The following is a 16,309-nucleotide window of genomic DNA, read 5'->3' as shown; positions in this document are numbered from 1 at the left end:
GAGGCAGAGCGATTCGACGATTACGGAGCTTCCCAGTGGCTGGGCGTACGTCGCCCTCCCAATCCGTAGGGTGCGGTCCCGATCGCCGATCGGCCATCGGGCTGGCTCGGAGTATTGGTGTCGGTCGTACGCTGGCGTCATGGTGCGGCGGTGGTCGATCGGGCTGGCGGCATGGGTTGTCCAGGACGGTAACTACGACGATTTCGCGGTTGGTGACCGTGCTGAGTTCGCGATCGAGTTCTATACGCCGACTCCGTTGGTGGTCGCACGTGAAGTGTCACGTCACGCCCAGCAGGTCGGAGACTCCTGGTACGAGGTGGCCGGGCGGGTAGTTCACACTGACGAGGGTGGCTGGGTGATCGACTTCGGCCTGCTGGCCTATCAGAACCAGACACCGCCGGCCGGTGTTGCCGTGGGCGCGATGGTCTCCGGCCGCGTGTCACTAGGCGTGGACCCATTCTTCTACTTTGAAAATCTGTCCCAGGATCTCGCCTGGCCTGCTCTCGTTCACACGTGGAATGTGCGCCAGATCTGGCGAGAGACCGCCCCGTTCATCGAGTCAGGAAGCGTCTTGGTCAGAGATGAGACGAAGCTGGCGCAGATCGAGATCAGCCGCACGGACGCATGGCACGACGACGACGGCCACGGGGAGTACGTCCTGGTGTGCGACCACCTCGACGTGGCAGCAGCGCGCACGTCTCGTACAGCACGCGGCTAGCCCCGCGAGCCGATCCCCGCACGGTCACGAGGGCAGAGTCCTGCCCCATCCCGCGCTGCAGCGTTGAGAGTTAGTGTTCGCACTGACCCGCCCAAGGCGCATCTACTCGGTAAGGGTGCGCCCTGCCCGTCGTTGGAGAGGGTGGCTGCCCGTTCAAGCCGGGCCGGGACCGGGGAACTCACTTCTCGACGGGAGATGTCGGGGTTCCCACTGCAGGATCGACAAACGACGCGCTGCCGCAGTAGAGCTATCCAAATGGCGGGTCCTCGGGCCGTTCGGGTTGCACGGTGGCGTGCCAGCACGCGAATGCGGCGAACGCGAGGAAGATCGCGAAGCCGAGCTAGGCCCAACACCACCGGGGGCTGCCAGACTCAAGCGCCACGTTCCCGTCAACCCCAAAGGTGAGAGATGTCCAACTTAGTGAGTGTCACCGGGACGCTGTCTAATCCGGGATCGGATGCGCCGCCCGGGATCTGTTACGTGTTGCCCGAGCCGCTGGATGACCGTGGCCATATCAAAGAAATCGCGAAACTGTCTCGCCCGGACGGCAGTTGGTCGCTTCTGCTAGGTGTGAACGCCGACTACGAAATCACAGTGAGGTCGTGTGACGACGACCGGCGCGAGCTGGGGACGAGGTGTCTGCACGTGGGGACCGAGCACATTCGCGGGGTCTCGATCGTGCTGAACCGTTCGTCATACTCCGCGTGATGATCCCTAGTGGCACGGCGTCCGGTCGATCAGCCAGTCGAGCTCAGATACTCCTGGAGTTCTCGGCGTCCGCCGACTCTCCCGATCCAGCGATGTAACGCGGCCACGTATTCAGTGCTGTAGCCGTCGCCGGCGCGTCCCACAACGACTTCCCGGTGTGAGAGCAAACACATGCGCAAATAGGACCGCCCCTGCGGAGTCAGCAGACACCACAGCCTGGTCGAAAGCCGGCGAAACGACAGGCTGAAGTGAGCCTTGTCCCCAGAAATCCGCGCCAGGGATGTCGCCTCGGTGAACGACCCGCTTCTACTGGCCATGGTCCTCCGTTCACGACCTGAAAACACGATCCTCGACCACGCCCGCCGTTACGCCAGTCGCGGATCGGGACGGTGATCCGGCTCGGCGGTGGTGCAAGTCATGTCTAGCAGCTACAACGACAAGCTGGACCCAGATCTGCTGTCCGCTTGCCGATCGGATACCGATACAGATCATCATCTGGCGGTGGCTGGGGTCGCGACAAATGTGCTTGGGTCCGTCCGCGTTCAAGATGCGGAGTCGATACGGTCGGTCAAGTCCTTGGGATTGGTGTACGAAGGGGTGAATCCTTCGGGTGTGGTTATGCGGTGAGTTCGCCGGCGATGGCGTGCTCGATGCTGGTCTCGTCCTCCTTGGTGTGCTCGGTGGTGCGGGCGGTTCAGGACGGCTTGTGCTTGGGCGAGGGCGTCGACGCCGAGGTAGCGGCGTTGCTCTGCCCATTCGTCGTGCTGCTCGGCCAGCACTGCCCCGACCAGGCGGATGATCGCGCCGCGGTCGGGGAAGATACCCACCACGTCGGTCCGCCTCCTGATTTCCCGGTTCAACCGTTCGTTGGGATTGTTCGACCACACCTGACGCCACACGGCCTTGGGAAACGCGGCGAACGCGAGCAGGTCTGCCCGGGCTGATTCGAGGTGCTCGGCCACGGCCGGGAGTTTCTCGCCCAGGGCGTCCAGGGCCCGGTCGAACTGGGCGTGCACGGCGTCGGCGTCGGGTTGGTCGTAGATGCTGTGCAACAGCGTCTTGACCCACGGCCACGAGCTCTTCGGCGTGGCCGACATCAGGTTGGCCGCGTAGTGAGTGCGGCACCGTTGCCAGGACGCGTTCGGCAGTGTCACCCCGATCGCCTCGACGAGGCCGGCGTGCGCGTCACGGTGACCATCGCGACCCCGGACAGGCCGCGGGCGACCAGGTCGCGGAAGAAGCCCAACCAGCCGGCACCGGATTCGGTTGTGGCCGTGTGGATTCCGAGGACTTCCCGGTACCCGTCGGCATTCACGCCGGTCGCGACCATGACCGCGACTTTGACGACCCGGCCGCCCTCACGCACTTTCATCATCAACGCGTCCGCGGCCACGAACGTGTACGGGCCATCGTCCAACGGGCGGGTGCGGAACGCGGCGACTTGCTCGTCCAGGTCCTTGGCCATCACCGATACCTGCGACTTGGACAGCCCGGTGATGCCCAGGGTTTGCACGAGCTTGTCCATCCGGCGGGTGCTGACCCCGAGCAGGTAACAGGTCGCCACCACCGACGTCAGGGCCGCCTCGGCACGCTTGCGCCGTTCCAGCAACCACTCGGGGAAGAAGGTGCCCTCGCGCAGTTTCGGGATCGCGACGTCCAGGGTGCCGACCCGGGTGTCCAGGTCGCGGTGCCGGTACCCGTTCCTGCGGTTCGTGCGCTGGTCGGTGCGGGTGCCGTAGTCCGCTCCGCAGACTGTGTCGGCCTGCCCGGACAACAGGGTGTTGATGAACATCTGCAGCAGTTCCCGCAGCAGGTCAGGGCTGGCTTGGGCGAGGTGCTCGTGCAGAAACTCCTGCGGGTCAATATCGTGGGGTGCAGCGGTCATCGGAGTGTGTCCTTTCGAGTGGGATCTAGACAGTTCTCTCGAAGGATCCACCCGGTGACCGCGCTCACGTCGTAGCGACACGATCACCGGGACGGTCGTACACCAAACCTATGGACGTAACTGCGCGATCTCGCGGACAGCGCCCGAGGACGACTGGGTGCACCCGATGGATGCGATGCAAGGGTGCAGCGCTGGCGGTGGTGCGCCAGCACATCGCCAGGTGCACCACTCCTTCGTATGTCGAACTGGACAGGCGGCGAGTGATGCCACGAGAACGACGCAGGCAGACGACCTGCGAGTCCTCCCGTCTATAAGGTCAGGTCCATGGATCAAGCTCACCGCAGCAGGTATGTCGACCTCATCCGGCTCCTGGTCCGCTACGGGCGCTCCGACCTGTTGGCGGGCGCCAGCGCCGACGAGTTCCTCACCAAGGATGCAGAACCCGTCCCCGACGAAGAGGCGCCGAACCAGCTCGTCGAAGATCTTGAGCGCATGGGTCCGACATACATCAAGCTCGGCCAACTGCTCTCGACGCGAGTCGACCTGCTTCCCGCGCCGTACACCGAGGCGTTGACCCGGTTGCAGGACGAGGTCGAGCCGTTCCCCGTCACGGAGGTCCGGGAGATCATCGAGGCCGAGCTGGGAGCGCCGGTCAAGAGCCTCTTCTCCGAGTTCGACGACACCCCCCTCGCCGCGGCGTCCCTGGCCCAAGTTCATCGGGCCGTCACGCGCAACGGCCGTGACGTCGTCGTGAAGGTCCAGCGGCCCGGCGTGCGTGAGCGCGTCCGCGACGACATGGAGGTGCTTGCTGGCCTGGCTGAGAAGGCCGAAAGACACACCGACGTCGGTCGGCGCTTCCAGGTCGCCTCGCTGCTCGCGCGCTTCCGACGCTCGCTGGCGGACGAACTGGACTACCGGCGCGAGTCGGCTAACCTCGTACGTTTCGGGGAGCTGACCCAGTCCTACGAGCACCTGCTCATCCCGCAGCCGATCGCGGACCTATCGACCTCCAAGGTCCTCACGATGGACCGCGTTACCGGGAAGCCGGTCACCGACGTCGGCCCGTTTGGGCTCCTCGAGGTCGACCGATATCCGTTGGTCGAGGAACTGTTCAGCGCATACCTGCGGATGATCTTGGTCGACGGCACGCTCCACGCGGATCCCCACCCGGGAAACGTGCTGTTGACCGAGGACGGGCGCCTCGCGCTCATCGACTTCGGGATGGTCGCCACGGTCCCGAGAAGGGTGCAGGGCAAGATCGTCAAGCTGCTGATGGCCCTCAGCGAGGGTGACGGGGAGGAAGCCGCCCTCGTCCTCGCAGAGATGGGGCACGCCCTCGCGGGCTACGACGCTGCGCGGTTCCGCGATGACGTGTCGCACCTGGTGTCGAGCGCAGTGGCCCTCCACGGCGAGGTGGAGGTCGGCACGGTCCTGCTCGAACTGTCACGCCTCTGCGGGGTTCACGGGCTCCGACCGCCGGCGGAGATGGCCATGGTCGGCAAGACCCTGCTCAATCTCGACCAGGTCATCAAGCATCTTGCCCCCGATTTCGACCCGACACAGGCGATCCAGGAAAACAGCGAAGAGATCCTCCACGGCGGGATGTCGCTTTCGTTGTCGGGGGCGCTCTCCTCGGCCATCGAAGCCAAGGACTTCGCCACTCAGCTGCCGAGGCGGGCCAACCGCATCCTGGATGCCCTCTCCGACGGCGAGCTGGCCGTGCGGGTCAAGACCATCGACGAGGTGCGTTTCCTGTCGGTCCTGCAGCGGTCGGCAAACCGCCTGACGATGGGCATCATCCTCGCGGCCATCGTTGTCGGTGCAGCCCTGATGATGCAGGTCCGGACGTCCAGGACGATTCTCGGCTACCCAGCGATAGCAATGACCTTCTTCCTGCTTGCAGCGATCGCCGGCGGGGTGCTCATGGCAGCGATCGTCGTCGGCGACCGGAACGCACAAAAGGCCGCTTTGCGCGATCGCGACGGCTGACTCCCGTCGATGCGCTGTGCTTGCTCGTCCAGGGGCGATCTGCCTGGTGCACTGTCGCAGGTCAATAGCGCCCGTCCACGAGGCCGTGCGCATAACCACGGTAAACCGGCTGGCTGCGTGCCCTTGCCGCGTCGGCGGCTCGGCGTCAGCCGGAAAGATCGACGAGCGCCAAGCCGGTCTCCGGGTCGATTTTCTTGGCGAGCCGCGCGGGCGTCTCGGTGACCACGACCTCAAGCGTGGGCCAGACGGTCAAACTCTGCAGGTGGCCGCCGATCGTCGAACTGTCGCTGCGACCCAACGTGATGTGGGCATGCACAGCGGGCTTGTTGTCTTTGCGGGCGATGTCGCCGACCAGCGAGAGCACCTCGAACTGCTCGGCGAACTCGTTGCTGCGGTAATCGCTGATCTCGGGGTCGAAGTAGCCGAGGGTGACCGCCCGGGCCGCACCCACGGCGGTCAGCCCGGCGGCACTGACTCGGTGTTCGGCGGCAAACGCCGTCAGTTGTCCGAACGCCTCATCCTCCTTATCCATCACCACCACGAACGTGCGTAGTCCGTCGCTCTCGTACACCTGCTTCACCTTCATGACCGACCTACTGCCCGATGAACGGCGACGACAAACCGTCCGGCTCAGAGTCAGCGGGAAGAGAGACGAAGCGGACCGCGGCGACGGAGAACTATCGTGTCATCCATACATGCCTCGAACGCCTGGTCGGCGGCGGCAGGGTCTCAGAGCGCACCGACGTCCGGGAAGGACGCGCCGAATTCGATTGGGTGCGGGACGCCGGTCGCCTCGTCGTGTCATAGGACGTTTGTACGGTGTCGTCATACGAGCGAGGGAGATAGGGATGACGGACACACACATCCAGGCATGGCTGGACCAAGAGGACGCGATGGTGCGCGACTGCGTCCGCAAGTACGGCTGCTTCCTGCAGTACGTGTTCGCCAATCCAAAGCCGGAGTCCACGAGCTTCTGCTACACCACCGGGTTGTTCGGGCTCGGGCACCCGGAGCTGATCGTCTTCGGTCTGGACGAGCACTCGGCGAACGGGATGCTCAACTGGTGCTTCGCCAGGGTTAAGGAGGGCGAGGACCTGATGCCCGGTGAGATCCTCGAGTTCGGCAACGGATGTGGCCGGGCTCGCGTCGAGGTGTTCCCCAATCCCGGTGACGCGCTCTTCGGGGCCAACCGGTTCTATCAGCGGCCGTCGAAGAACTCGGTGCCGGCATACCAGCTGACCTGGGACGTCAACGGCGCCTTTCCGGAGGACCCCGGCTATCCCTACGGCCCGCACCAGCAGCCACGACCCGGCGATTTTGTGAACGACGTGGGCGGAGACTGCGGCTGCGGCTCCTGTTGAACCCATCCCGCCCGGGCCAGGCTGGAGCTGTCCGAGGCCTCGTAGCGCAGTGCTGATGACTGCCCTCCATGGCCGTCGAATGGCTACGGCGCCAGGTGCCGCGGCTTCTCGGCAGATCGACGTATGTCGCCCGCCCCGCGACGACGCCTGGCGGCGGCGGGCAGGACCGGTGCCCGCGCCGCTCCGACCAGTGAACAGATCAGACCAACGACGAGCGCCGCCACCATGACCCGCCCCCTCTTCGCTCGCACCGCTGGATGGTAGCGGCGGATCCTGACCGGTGCGCCGGACACAACGGCTGGGAATCCCCATCGGCACGTCGTGGTTGCCGAGTTGGTGTGCCGTGCGTATGGCGCGAGGCGCATCGCCATACCCGATCTGTGGAAGGAACGAGATGAGCGAGGAGAAGTCCCCAGTCGGCTTCAACGAGAAGAACATCGCCGAGTTCCGTGCGAACGGCGGCAAACTCGGTGGTCCGTTCACCGGGGCGCCGGTCCTACTTCTGCACACCACCGGCGCGCGCAGCGGCAACGAGCGCGTCAGCCCGATGATGTATCAGGATCTCGGTGACGGCACGATTGCGGTCTTCGCATCCAAAGCGGGCGCCGACAGCAACCCCGACTGGTTCCACAACCTGCGCGCCAACCCGCAGGTGTCGGCCGAGATCGGCACCGGCACGCAGACGTTCACCGCTCGGGTTGCCGAAGGCGACGAACGCGATGCGATCTGGAGCAAGCAGAAGAACGACTATCCCGGCTTCGCCGGCTACGAGGCGAAGACCGACCGGGTGATCCCTGTGGTGATCCTGGAGCCGGCGGCACAGGAGTAGGCGGCACGCCACGCACCGGCGCGACCGGCGAGCTTTGCCAGTCGCCACCGGTTGCCCGGGCTCGCATCGTCACCGACGTGGTTTCCCGGCGGCGCGGGCGCACTCTATGCATCGCGTGGCGGTGGGTCGGGCCTCAAGCCGGCCGGCGTCAATCGGCTTGCCACATTCCTCGCAGCGTCCATAGCTGCCGTCTCGGACCCGGGCGATCGCGGCATCGATGTCGTGCAACTGTCGCCGGTCCGCGTCCGACAACGAGGACACCAGCGCGCGCGATGCTGCAATCGTGGTGCCCTCGGGGTCGTGCTCGTCATCGAGGTTGCTGTCCTGCGCCGCATCGACGATGTCAGCGAAGCTCTCCTCGAGGCCGCGCAGGCGCCGCAGCGTCTCGGCGCGCTGAGCCTCGAGCGCCTCACCCGCAGCATTCAGGTCCATCGGTCGAGCCTATGGGGCCGTGTCACGTGGGACGGTCAGGACCGCGTTCTCACGGTCACCAGGTGCTCGGCGAATGAGACGACATCTCCAGGACGGACCTGCCGTCCGCGGCGGGTCTCGATCTGATCGTTGACAGTGACTTCGCCGGCATTGATGACCTCACGCGCTGTGGCACCGTCGTCGACGAGGCCGGCCAGTTTGAGCAGCTGACCGAGACGGATGCTCTCGTCGCGGATCTCGATGTCGACTGGCTCGGCGCTCATGTTCGGCAAGGCTAGCGGCCTGCACGTATCAGACCCGGGTCCGCCGGCTCCTTCACGGCATACGAGCTCACCGGCAGAGGTGCGCTCACGATGAGGAGGACCAGCATGTCCGTTGCCGAGCGCACCGACCGCCACCTGACCGACCGGCCCACCATGCTGCCGCCGGAGCCGCGGCCCGAGGTCGACTTCGACGTCGTCATCGCAGTGAGCGACGGCGATCAGGGGCCACGGGAGTTCTCGGCGTTCGCGCAGAACTACTTCAACCTCAACTGGTGGGCGACCATGAACCAGTCCAAGGTCTCACCGGTCACCTTCACCGCGCACAAGGTGATCGGCGCCGCGCGGGTCGCGGTCCCGCTCACCCTGAGCGGGACGGCATACCTCTACAGCCCGACGACGCAGACCTGGTCGTCGGCTGTGACCGTCCCCACGACGCATCACCTGACCGGCAGGGTCACCTTCGACCCGCGGTCGCTGGTGACCACGCACTACCCGTGGGTCGGCTCGATCGGTCTGCTCGCCTGGGCGCCCGCGTCGTACGGCGTGGGCCCGAACCGCGAATTCGCCCGCACGGTGGTGCACGCCGACGGATACATCGGCTACCTCAACTGATCCGAGCGGGGTGAGGGCTTCACGCAGACTCGGCGATGCGTTTGACGGCCGCCAGAGTCTGCGGGATGCCGCGGTGCGCCTGGTCGGTCCGTTCCTCGATGTGGGCGGTGGCCTCGTCACCGTACTTGTCGTGGAACATCGCGATCCCGTTCGGCAGGAACTGCCAGCTCTCGGTCAATGTCGTCCCGGCGGCGTCCGGCTCGAGCGTGTAGCCCCATCGCACGTAGTCGTCGCCGACGACCCAGGCGAACTCCCGGGGCCGGTCCGCGGCAACGACCCGGGACCGGGTCTCCCAGGTGCGGCCCGGTTGCTCGTTGTGCCCGGTGAATCGCGCGCCGACCTGCCCCGCCTCGCTCTGGTCGTCCCACCAGCAGGCGGTGCAGATCGGGCTCCACTCGCCGGTCCGGGTGATGTCGCTGACGACGTCATACAACGCCTCCGGCGTCGCCGCGACGACGATCGACTCCCGATGGGTGCGTGCGGGTTCTTCGGTCATTGCGTGCTCACTTCCGCTGTCGGCGGCTGCCACCGTGCCAGTCCTCCTGCTTGCCGACCGTGCCCTCGGGCACGCCGAAACCGACCAGCTGTGGCTGCTCGCGCAGACTGCGCTTCAACTCGGCGAAGCCCGGGAACTGCGCCAGCCCCACCACGTGGTCCCAGAGTTCGCCGGCCCGGCCCTGCTCGGGCAGCCGGCTGATCACCGGACCGAAGAAGGCCACGCCCTCCGGCGGTTCGAAATGAATGATCGGCGTGCCGACATCCTTGCCGGTCAGCCGCAGCGCCTCCTCACCGTCGGCGCGGATCTCGGCGTCCCAGCGCTCGTCGTCCAGCGCGTCGGCCAGCTCGACGGGCAGACCGGCATCGCGCAAGATCGGTTCGACGAATTCACGGGTGCCCCGTCGCTCACGGTGCTGCTCCTCGTCGCCGGCGTCGCTCGGCGGGGGCGTGTCGAAGATGTGCTGCCCGAACGCCGCCTGCAACGCGTCCAGCGCCTGTGCCCCGTGCCCGGCGCGCGTGCGCGCAGCCACGCGCAGCAGCCGCAGACCCGCGGTGTGCCCGGCCTCGTACTCCGGCGGGAAGTGCGCGTCGTAGTCGACGTGCGAATTGATCAGCCGCAACGAGATGAAGCGCCAGTCCACCGTGAGCTGCCGCTCGGCCTGCACCATCCGGACCCATTTGCTGGTCAGCCAGCAGAACGGGCACACCGGGTCGAAGTAGAAACGGATGTCAGCGGACGTCATCACGCCACCGTAACCCCGGCGCACCGAACAGGTCGGCGCCGCCGCCGCGGGAATGTTGCGCGCCCGCCCTGCGCTGCACCGAGTGACCGGGTCAGCGAAATCCGCTGCCACCGCACGACTGATGAGGAGCGAGACGTATGACGGCACAAGGCAAGAAGGCGCTCATCCTGGTGACCGACTTCGGAGTCGAGGAGCCAGAACTCCTCCGCCCCGTCGAGGACCTGAAGAAGGCCGGCATCGACGTGACCGTGGCCGCCGACACCGGTAAGACCGTGCAGACGGTCACCGGTGACAAGGACTGGGCCTCCACCCTCGAACCGGACACCTCGCTCGAGGACGTCTCCGCCGACGACTTCGACATCGTGGTGCTGCCCGGTGGCACGGTGAACGCCGACACGCTGCGCGGCAATGCGAAGGCGCAGGCCCTGCTGCAGGCGATGAGCAGTGCCGGCAAGCCGATCGCGGCCGTCTGCCATGCGCCGTGGACGTTCATCGACGCCGGCCTGGCCAAGGGCAAGACGCTGACGTCATACACCAGCGTCAAGATCGATCTGGAGAACGCCGGCGCCACCTGGGTGGACGAGCAGGTGAAGCGGTGCCCGGCCAATGGCTGGGTCGCGATCACCTCGCGCAACCCCGGCGACCTGGACGCCTTCAGCAAGGCCATCGTCGACGAGCTGGCGACCGTCTGAGCAGCGGCCCGGCTGTCAACCGGGCAGCGGGAATGCCGGTCCGGGGACGACCCGGATCGGCCCCTTGCTGCCCGGCCCGACGGCCCGGCCGCCCTGGGTGACGCGCACGACGTCCTCGTCGGCCAGCCGCCATACGACCGTCCGGACCTCCGCCATCCGGTCCCGCCACGACGACCCGCCCACGGTGCGGGCGACATCGCTGGGACAGATGGAGCGGCCCGCCCGGTGGCGCAACAGGCTGCGGATGACCGCCTCCATCCCGGCCTGACGGTCCTGGTCGTCGCCGGCCTCCCACCACGGGCGGCCCCGTTCCCCCAGCGCCACCTTGGCGTCGCGCACCCGCGGCCGTGCCGTGCCCGGATCGGTCCGCACCAGCCGGCGGGCCGTCATCAACTCGGCGACCAACTCGGCCCGGAACGTCTGCGGGATCGACGGGTCGGTGGCCCGCCACCGGCGCCCGTCGACGACCAAATGATGCCCGTCCGGCGTCAGCCGCGGATCAGGCGGCGACGCCACGGTCCCGCGCACCGGCCGCGCCCAGCGGCGGTGTCACCGGGCCTCCAGCGCTCGAGCCAGCCCCGCCGGATCGGCAGGGGTGACGGTCAGATTGGGATGCCGGATGAGCCCGAGCGGGTCGATGCCGCGCACCGGTGTGCTGAATTCGACGCACAGCCCCTGGCGGGAGTTGGTTGCGAAGGTGAGTCCGCGGTCGGCCAGCGACAGGTGTGCCGGGCCGGCGGTCTTGACGAAACCGTAGGGGCCGCTCAGCGCACAGGAGGCGATGTTGGCGCGCGGAGTCCGCACGCACCACGGTCCGAACCGGGCGACGAACTCCTCGCCGGTCAGCTCGATGTACGAGTGCCCCACGATCCCGAAAGGCCGTGCGGCCCAACGGTAACGGGGTTCGAAGTCGAACTCGAAGACCTGAGTGCCCGGGTCGTCGGCACCCATCAGGACCCCATCGGCGGGTCGAGCCGGCCGGCGAGTCCGCGTTGCTGCTCACCCAGGTAGGCGTCCAGGACCAGCAACGCCCCGGTGGCAGCCGGCGTCACCCACTGCAACCACGAGATCGCCGTGCGATCACGTGCGTGCTGCGCGGACTCGGCGGGGGCGGTGTCGCTCAGGCGCCTGCCCGCCTGCCAGGCCCACGCGGTCGAGCCGAGCGCCACCCCGGTGAGGGTGGTCTTGAGCACCACCGCGGTGGAGGTCGGCGGGTGCAGCAGCACGCGTCGGCGGTTGTCCGCCACGATGCCCAGGCCGGTCAGCAGGTGTGCGCCGATCGCCACGCCCTGCACCGGACCCCACCGCTCCCAGCCGGTGCCGGCCACCTCCGACGTGTCGGCATCGCCGCGCCGGGCCGCCGGATTGAGACCGACGGCTCCCATCAGCGAGCCGCCGAACCAGGCGGCATTGGTGACCAGGTGGGTGGCGCGGATGGTGGTGCTCAACAACGTCATCGGCTCTCCTCCCGACGACGGCCGGCGACTGCGCCGGGCGCCGTCGTGCACAGTGCGGGTACGTGCTCGGTCCCGGCAGCCTAACCGGCGGCCCGATGCGACGTGGCGTTGCGAACTGCTCGCCGTATCCGAATGGGTGAGCGTGATCCGGGTACATCGCCGTCGATCGATTCCCGGAACGAGAGGTAGGCCGATGAAGGCAGTGACGTGGCAGGGCACGCGCGACATGCGCGTCAGCGAGGTGCCGGATCCGCGGATCGAGGAGCCCACGGATGTGATCATCCGGGTCACCTCGACGGGTCTGTGCGGATCGGACCTGCACCTGTACGAGACGCTCGCGCCGTTCATGGAGCCCGGCGACGTCGTCGGGCACGAGCCGATGGGCGTTGTCGAGGAGGTCGGCGCGTCGGTCTCGAAGCTGCAGCCGGGGGACCGGGTGGTCGTCCCGTTCAATGTCTGCTGTGGTTCGTGCTGGATGTGCGAGCAAGGGCTGTTCAGTCAGTGCGAGACCACGCAGAACCACGAGCACGGCACCGGCGCCAGCTTCTTCGGCTACAGCAAGCTCTACGGGCAGGTGCCGGGCGGACAGGCCGAGTACATGCGGGTCCCGTTCGGCGACTTTCTTCCGGTCAAGCTGCCTGAGGAACACCAGGACGATCGTTTCCTGTTCCTGTCCGATGTGCTGCCCACCGCGTGGCAGGGCCTGAAGTACGCCGCGGTCCCCGACGACGGCACCTTGCTGGTGATGGGCGCGGGACCGATCGGCGACATGGCGGCCCGGATGGGGGTGCGCGCCGGCCACCGGGTGATCTCGGTGGACCGCATCCCCGAGCGGCTGGAGCGGGTCCGCGCCGCCGGTGCCGAGGTCATCGATCTGGACGACCTGGACGGCACTGATGTCGGCTCGGCCGTCCGGGAACTCACCGGCGGCCGCGGGGCCGACTCGGTGATCGACGCGGTAGGCATGGAGGCACACGGTTCACCGGTTTCGAGCGCGGTGCAGAAGTTCGCCGGACTGCTGCCGGACGCCGTGGCCCAGCCGCTGCTGAAGAACGCCGGCATCGACCGGCTGGCAGCACTGCACACGGCCATCGATGCGGTGCGCCGGGGCGGCACCATCTCCATCTCCGGGGTGTATGGCGGAGCCGTGGATCCGATGCCGATGTTCCAGTTGTTCGACAAGCAGATCCAGCTGCGGATGGGCCAGGCGAACGTGCGCGCCTGGACCGACGAACTGCTCGCGATGCTCGTCGAGGACGACCCGTTCGGCGTGGACTCCTTCGCCACCCACCACCTGCCGCTGCAGGAGGCGCCCACGGCATACCAGCAGTTCCAGCAGAAGCAGGACGGCATGGTCAAGGTCGTCTTCAAGCCCTGAGCACGCGACCACCCGGGGGCCTGCCGGCCCTCGGGTGGCCTGTCGCGTGCCTCGACGATCGGCCGGATCGCCGCAGCGGACGGGTTACAGATCGACCTGCTCGTTCTCACCCTCGTACCGCTGCCCGGTTGCCTTCGCCTTCACCAGGTTCGCGACCTGTACGACCTTGCCGCCGGGTGAGTCCCAGTATTCCGCGCTGTCCCCGCTGACATGGATCAGCACGTTGTTGGGATTGTCCGGACCTCCCTCGAGCCACGCATCGGTGAAGCTGTTCCACAGGTCCTTCAATCGGTCGACATCGTCCACGACTTCCGCGCGACCCGCGACCGACACCCACGAGCCGCTGCCGGCATACGCGACATTGACCCGCGGATTCGTCGCGATCGCCCGCGACTTGTGGCTGTCCCGCTCGCCGATGAACCAGATGTCGCCGCTGAAGTCGACATCCTGGGTCGCCATCGGCTTGCTCCGCAGCGCTCCGTCGCCGTCGACGAAGGTCAGCATCGCGACCTTCACGTCCTTCACCAATTCGGCGACCTTCTCGGGCGTACCCGCCTGTGCCATCCCGGCTCCTTCCGGTCTCTCCACGTCACTCACTGCGGCGGTTCTGCGGCCCCCGCTGACGTATGGCGCGCGACGTGTCTCCAGCAGCGATACCCGGACCGGCGCGGTTCAACCGGGCGAACCCACGGCGCCGGCCGCCGGTCCCCTGCGTGCAGCGTCGGACGAGCAGCGCGACGTCGATGACCGCAACGGTCGGTCCGGGATGGCAGCTCGCGAGGAGTGCCCCGACCGGAAGGCGTTTCATGGGATTGACAGTAGGAGGCCGGGGTAGGTTCTGGGGGTGAGCCATCTCGCCGCCGTGTCCGCCGTGCTCCCGGAGCACCAGCACGACCAGCAGGAGGTGACGGCCGCCTTCGCCGCCATGCTCACCAGGGACGATGCCGACCGGCGGCTGCTCGAGCGCGTGCACGCCAACGCCGGCGTGCGCACCCGTCACCTGGTGCTGCCGTTGTCGGCGTATGCCGGGCTCGGCGACTTCGGCGCCGCCAACGACGTGTTCATCCGCGAGGGTGTGCGGTTGGGGACGGCTGCGGTCCGGACGGCGTTGGAGCAGGCCGGACAGTGTCCTGAGGACGTGGACCTGATCATCTCCACCGAGGGGCGCAGCGGTGGTGGGCGACCAGGTATGCCGCGGCTCGGATGCTCTGCACCGTGTCGTGGAATCGCCGGGGCCGGAAGCCGGCGGCCTCGCACGCAGCGCGCAGGAACGCGTTGAACTCGGGAGCCTGGGCACGTGCTGCGGCTCGCGAACACGTGCAGTCGGTATTGAGCCCGCAGATCCAGCGGTTGGAACGAGCGCTCGGTGTGGTCCTGGTGGAGCGCACCACCCATGACGTACGCCTCACCCGTGCCGGTGAGGCGCTGGTCGCCGAGGCCACCGCCGTGTTCCGGGCGCTGGACCGGGCGGTCACCGCTGCGCAACTGGCCAGCGCGGACACCGACGTGCTGGCCATCGCAGTCGGCGACGCGAGCCTGGACATCATGCCCCAGGTTCCCGCGCAGTACCGGATGCTGGCCGAGGGCTCGCTCGATGTCGGCTTCGGCAACGCGGTGAACGGTTACGGGTCATCGGGTGGAGCCTCCTGGTCCGCACGCCGCCGTCGCCGGCGGAATCTGCTGCGGATCTGCTGGAAACCCTTGTTACGCTGCGCCTTGGCGTATGAGGAGTAGGCCCGCCGATCGGGCTCGGTGAGTTGTACGTCGTCGGTGAACGGCGTCAGCAGGCTGCGCGGCCACAGGCGCCGGGCGGCGACGGTGTTGGCCTCGGCGCAGAACACCACGAGCACCGCGGCCAGGTAGATGAACGCGAGCAGCCCGAGCACAACCCCGAAGACACCGTAGGAGCTGCTGGCGCCGCGCAGCTTGCTGCCGACCAGGTAGGTACCGATGGTCTGCAGCACCTGCCAGCCGATCGCGGCCGCGACCGCGCCGGGCAGGACCTGCCGGGAGGTCACGTCCCGGACCGTCAGCAGGCGGAACGCGGCGACGAACAGCAGCACGTTCACCAGCACCGCCAGGACCAGGCTGACGCCCCGGATCCCGGCGCCGGCCAGTGGACCGCTGGCGTAGGCGTGCGCTCCGGTCGTCAGCCCGGACAGGCCGGTGGTCAGCAACAATCCGACGCCCAGCACGACCAGCATGAGCAGGCTGCGCAGCCGCGCCTTGATCGGGTTGGGCCGGGTGTTGCGCGGCACTGCCCAGATCACGTTCATCGCGTTCTGCGTGGCCTGGACGACGCCGATCCCGCCGTACAGGCTGCCCAGCACGCCGACGGCGACGGCCAGCGCGCTGCCGTGTGCCGCCCGCACATCCCCGCCGATCTGATCGCCGACGATCGGGAACTGGCTCAGCGCGGAATGCAGGATCTGATGCTGCAGCCCCGGATCGCCCTGCAGCAAGTAGCCCAGCGCCGTGACCAGCAGCAGCAGCAACGGGAAGAGCGACAGGAAGCCGTAATAGGTGATCAGCGCGGCAAGATAGCCGCCCTGGTCGTCGAAGAACTTGTACAGCACCGCTAGCGGGAACCCCATCCAGGAGTGCGAGCGCTGAAAGTCATCGACCCGTCGGACTGCACCGGTGGTCATCCGCACTCCTTCACGTCCGGACGGCCTCTACCCGGAGGGGAAGGAGTCATCCCTGGTTCTGCCGGCGACGTCCGGCCCACCGATCGTGCTCGCCGA

21 protein-coding genes and 1 pseudogene are annotated in these 16,309 nt (G+C 67.5%); 9 read left to right on the top strand and 13 right to left on the bottom strand.

Annotation, left to right across the window (positions count from 1 at the left end):
• Positions 1-139: 139 nt before the first annotated feature.
• Entirely contained in the window at positions 140-718 is a 579-nt protein-coding gene (locus ACYVBN_RS10535; protein ID WP_460600474.1) for a hypothetical protein, read from the top strand.
• Between the two features lie 1,250 nt (positions 719-1,968).
• Here the strand turns inward: ACYVBN_RS10535 and ACYVBN_RS10530 are convergent.
• Positions 1,969-3,311 (bottom strand): annotated as a pseudogene (locus ACYVBN_RS10530) (IS256 family transposase).
• A 396-nt stretch (positions 3,312-3,707) separates the two neighbouring features.
• Here ACYVBN_RS10530 and ACYVBN_RS10525 point away from each other — a divergent pair.
• The gene (locus tag ACYVBN_RS10525) at positions 3,708-5,300 is read left to right on the top strand and encodes an ABC1 kinase family protein (protein ID WP_460600473.1); all 1,593 of its coding nucleotides are present in this window, start codon (positions 3,708-3,710) and stop codon (positions 5,298-5,300) included.
• 145 nt (positions 5,301-5,445) lie between these two features.
• Here ACYVBN_RS10525 and ACYVBN_RS10520 read toward each other — a convergent pair whose 3' ends face one another.
• Positions 5,446-5,886, bottom strand: a complete 441-nt coding sequence (locus ACYVBN_RS10520; protein WP_460600472.1) for a PPC domain-containing DNA-binding protein — start codon at positions 5,884-5,886, stop codon at positions 5,446-5,448.
• A 262-nt stretch (positions 5,887-6,148) separates the two neighbouring features.
• On the opposite strand from ACYVBN_RS10520, the gene ACYVBN_RS10515 reads away from it, so the two are divergent.
• Positions 6,149-6,661 (top strand): DUF4262 domain-containing protein, encoded by a 513-nt coding sequence (locus ACYVBN_RS10515; protein WP_460600471.1) that lies wholly within the window; start codon positions 6,149-6,151, stop codon positions 6,659-6,661.
• Between the two features lie 83 nt (positions 6,662-6,744).
• Here ACYVBN_RS10515 and ACYVBN_RS10510 read toward each other — a convergent pair whose 3' ends face one another.
• The gene (locus ACYVBN_RS10510; protein WP_460600470.1) at positions 6,745-6,912 is read right to left on the bottom strand and encodes a hypothetical protein; all 168 of its coding nucleotides are present in this window, start codon (positions 6,910-6,912) and stop codon (positions 6,745-6,747) included.
• 143 nt (positions 6,913-7,055) lie between these two features.
• Between ACYVBN_RS10510 and ACYVBN_RS10505 the strand changes: the two genes are divergently transcribed.
• Positions 7,056-7,490 (top strand): nitroreductase family deazaflavin-dependent oxidoreductase, encoded by a 435-nt coding sequence (locus ACYVBN_RS10505; RefSeq protein ID WP_460600469.1) that lies wholly within the window; start codon positions 7,056-7,058, stop codon positions 7,488-7,490.
• Positions 7,491-7,559: 69 nt separating this feature from the next.
• On the opposite strand, the gene ACYVBN_RS10500 is transcribed toward ACYVBN_RS10505, so the two are convergent.
• Positions 7,560-7,922: a TraR/DksA family transcriptional regulator gene (locus ACYVBN_RS10500; RefSeq protein ID WP_460600468.1), complete on the bottom strand. Its 363-nt coding sequence runs from the start codon at positions 7,920-7,922 to the stop codon at positions 7,560-7,562.
• A gap of 35 nt (positions 7,923-7,957) precedes the next feature.
• Positions 7,958-8,185 carry an RNA-binding S4 domain-containing protein gene (locus ACYVBN_RS10495; RefSeq protein WP_460600467.1) on the bottom strand — a complete coding sequence of 76 codons (228 nt, stop codon included), beginning with the start codon at positions 8,183-8,185 and terminating at the stop codon, positions 7,958-7,960.
• Positions 8,186-8,290: 105 nt separating this feature from the next.
• On the opposite strand from ACYVBN_RS10495, the gene ACYVBN_RS10490 reads away from it, so the two are divergent.
• Positions 8,291-8,797, top strand: coding sequence for a hypothetical protein (locus ACYVBN_RS10490; RefSeq protein ID WP_460600466.1), 507 nt, complete (start codon positions 8,291-8,293; stop codon positions 8,795-8,797).
• Positions 8,798-8,816: 19 nt separating this feature from the next.
• On the opposite strand, the gene ACYVBN_RS10485 is transcribed toward ACYVBN_RS10490, so the two are convergent.
• Positions 8,817-9,293: an SRPBCC family protein gene (locus ACYVBN_RS10485; RefSeq protein WP_460600465.1), complete on the bottom strand. Its 477-nt coding sequence runs from the start codon at positions 9,291-9,293 to the stop codon at positions 8,817-8,819.
• A gap of 7 nt (positions 9,294-9,300) precedes the next feature.
• Positions 9,301-10,038, bottom strand: coding sequence for a mycothiol-dependent nitroreductase Rv2466c family protein (locus ACYVBN_RS10480; protein ID WP_460600464.1), 738 nt, complete (start codon positions 10,036-10,038; stop codon positions 9,301-9,303).
• 137 nt (positions 10,039-10,175) lie between these two features.
• On the opposite strand from ACYVBN_RS10480, the gene ACYVBN_RS10475 reads away from it, so the two are divergent.
• Positions 10,176-10,730 (top strand): type 1 glutamine amidotransferase domain-containing protein, encoded by a 555-nt coding sequence (locus ACYVBN_RS10475; RefSeq protein WP_460600463.1) that lies wholly within the window; start codon positions 10,176-10,178, stop codon positions 10,728-10,730.
• Between the two features lie 15 nt (positions 10,731-10,745).
• On the opposite strand, the gene ACYVBN_RS10470 is transcribed toward ACYVBN_RS10475, so the two are convergent.
• From ACYVBN_RS10470 to ACYVBN_RS10460, 3 genes are read right to left on the bottom strand one after another with little or no spacing between them, the layout of a single operon-like run.
• Positions 10,746-11,246, bottom strand: coding sequence for a DUF3253 domain-containing protein (locus ACYVBN_RS10470; protein ID WP_460600462.1), 501 nt, complete (start codon positions 11,244-11,246; stop codon positions 10,746-10,748).
• A gap of 33 nt (positions 11,247-11,279) precedes the next feature.
• Entirely contained in the window at positions 11,280-11,681 is a 402-nt protein-coding gene (locus tag ACYVBN_RS10465) for a hypothetical protein (RefSeq protein WP_460600461.1), read from the bottom strand.
• A complete protein-coding gene (locus ACYVBN_RS10460) occupies positions 11,681-12,187 on the bottom strand; it encodes a hypothetical protein (protein WP_460600460.1) in 507 nt (168 codons plus the stop codon). Before ACYVBN_RS10460 ends, ACYVBN_RS10465 begins: the two co-directional genes overlap by 1 nt.
• A gap of 193 nt (positions 12,188-12,380) precedes the next feature.
• Between ACYVBN_RS10460 and ACYVBN_RS10455 the strand changes: the two genes are divergently transcribed.
• Positions 12,381-13,565, top strand: a complete 1,185-nt coding sequence (locus ACYVBN_RS10455; protein WP_440283009.1) for a zinc-dependent alcohol dehydrogenase — start codon at positions 12,381-12,383, stop codon at positions 13,563-13,565.
• A gap of 84 nt (positions 13,566-13,649) precedes the next feature.
• Here ACYVBN_RS10455 and ACYVBN_RS10450 read toward each other — a convergent pair whose 3' ends face one another.
• Entirely contained in the window at positions 13,650-14,129 is a 480-nt protein-coding gene (locus tag ACYVBN_RS10450; protein WP_460600459.1) for a pyridoxamine 5'-phosphate oxidase family protein, read from the bottom strand.
• 25 nt (positions 14,130-14,154) lie between these two features.
• The gene (locus tag ACYVBN_RS10445) at positions 14,155-14,373 is read right to left on the bottom strand and encodes a hypothetical protein (RefSeq protein ID WP_460600458.1); all 219 of its coding nucleotides are present in this window, start codon (positions 14,371-14,373) and stop codon (positions 14,155-14,157) included.
• A gap of 36 nt (positions 14,374-14,409) precedes the next feature.
• Between ACYVBN_RS10445 and ACYVBN_RS10440 the strand changes: the two genes are divergently transcribed.
• Entirely contained in the window at positions 14,410-14,844 is a 435-nt protein-coding gene (locus ACYVBN_RS10440; RefSeq protein WP_460600457.1) for a hypothetical protein, read from the top strand.
• Entirely contained in the window at positions 14,841-15,299 is a 459-nt protein-coding gene (locus tag ACYVBN_RS10435; protein WP_460600456.1) for a LysR family transcriptional regulator, read from the top strand. The genes ACYVBN_RS10440 and ACYVBN_RS10435 overlap by 4 nt, the downstream gene beginning before the upstream one ends.
• On the opposite strand, the gene ACYVBN_RS10430 is transcribed toward ACYVBN_RS10435, so the two are convergent.
• A complete protein-coding gene (locus ACYVBN_RS10430) occupies positions 15,188-16,213 on the bottom strand; it encodes a YihY/virulence factor BrkB family protein (protein WP_460600455.1) in 1,026 nt (341 codons plus the stop codon). The genes ACYVBN_RS10435 and ACYVBN_RS10430 overlap by 112 nt on opposite strands.
• Positions 16,214-16,309 lie beyond the last annotated feature (96 nt).

The organism is Flexivirga lutea (genome assembly GCF_054778955.1).
The sequence above is the reverse complement of the archived record's forward strand: the minus strand, read 5'-3'. Positions and strand labels throughout refer to the sequence as shown.

Coding starts and splice junctions, on each gene's coding strand:
- ACYVBN_RS10535 (WP_460600474.1), top strand. CDS start 140: ATGGTGCGGCGGTGGTCGATCGGGCTGGCGGCATGGGTTGTCCAGGAC.
- ACYVBN_RS10455 (WP_440283009.1), top strand. CDS start 12,381: ATGAAGGCAGTGACGTGGCAGGGCACGCGCGACATGCGCGTCAGCGAG.
- ACYVBN_RS10500 (WP_460600468.1), bottom strand. CDS start 7,922: ATGGACCTGAATGCTGCGGGTGAGGCGCTCGAGGCTCAGCGCGCCGAG.
- ACYVBN_RS10460 (WP_460600460.1), bottom strand. CDS start 12,187: ATGACGTTGTTGAGCACCACCATCCGCGCCACCCACCTGGTCACCAAT.
- ACYVBN_RS10515 (WP_460600471.1), top strand. CDS start 6,149: ATGACGGACACACACATCCAGGCATGGCTGGACCAAGAGGACGCGATG.
- ACYVBN_RS10495 (WP_460600467.1), bottom strand. CDS start 8,185: ATGAGCGCCGAGCCAGTCGACATCGAGATCCGCGACGAGAGCATCCGT.
- ACYVBN_RS10450 (WP_460600459.1), bottom strand. CDS start 14,129: ATGGCACAGGCGGGTACGCCCGAGAAGGTCGCCGAATTGGTGAAGGAC.
- ACYVBN_RS10465 (WP_460600461.1), bottom strand. CDS start 11,681: ATGGGTGCCGACGACCCGGGCACTCAGGTCTTCGAGTTCGACTTCGAA.
- ACYVBN_RS10490 (WP_460600466.1), top strand. CDS start 8,291: ATGTCCGTTGCCGAGCGCACCGACCGCCACCTGACCGACCGGCCCACC.
- ACYVBN_RS10520 (WP_460600472.1), bottom strand. CDS start 5,886: ATGAAGGTGAAGCAGGTGTACGAGAGCGACGGACTACGCACGTTCGTG.
- ACYVBN_RS10445 (WP_460600458.1), bottom strand. CDS start 14,373: ATGAAACGCCTTCCGGTCGGGGCACTCCTCGCGAGCTGCCATCCCGGA.
- ACYVBN_RS10475 (WP_460600463.1), top strand. CDS start 10,176: ATGACGGCACAAGGCAAGAAGGCGCTCATCCTGGTGACCGACTTCGGA.
- ACYVBN_RS10485 (WP_460600465.1), bottom strand. CDS start 9,293: ATGACCGAAGAACCCGCACGCACCCATCGGGAGTCGATCGTCGTCGCG.
- ACYVBN_RS10430 (WP_460600455.1), bottom strand. CDS start 16,213: ATGACCACCGGTGCAGTCCGACGGGTCGATGACTTTCAGCGCTCGCAC.
- ACYVBN_RS10480 (WP_460600464.1), bottom strand. CDS start 10,038: ATGACGTCCGCTGACATCCGTTTCTACTTCGACCCGGTGTGCCCGTTC.
- ACYVBN_RS10505 (WP_460600469.1), top strand. CDS start 7,056: ATGAGCGAGGAGAAGTCCCCAGTCGGCTTCAACGAGAAGAACATCGCC.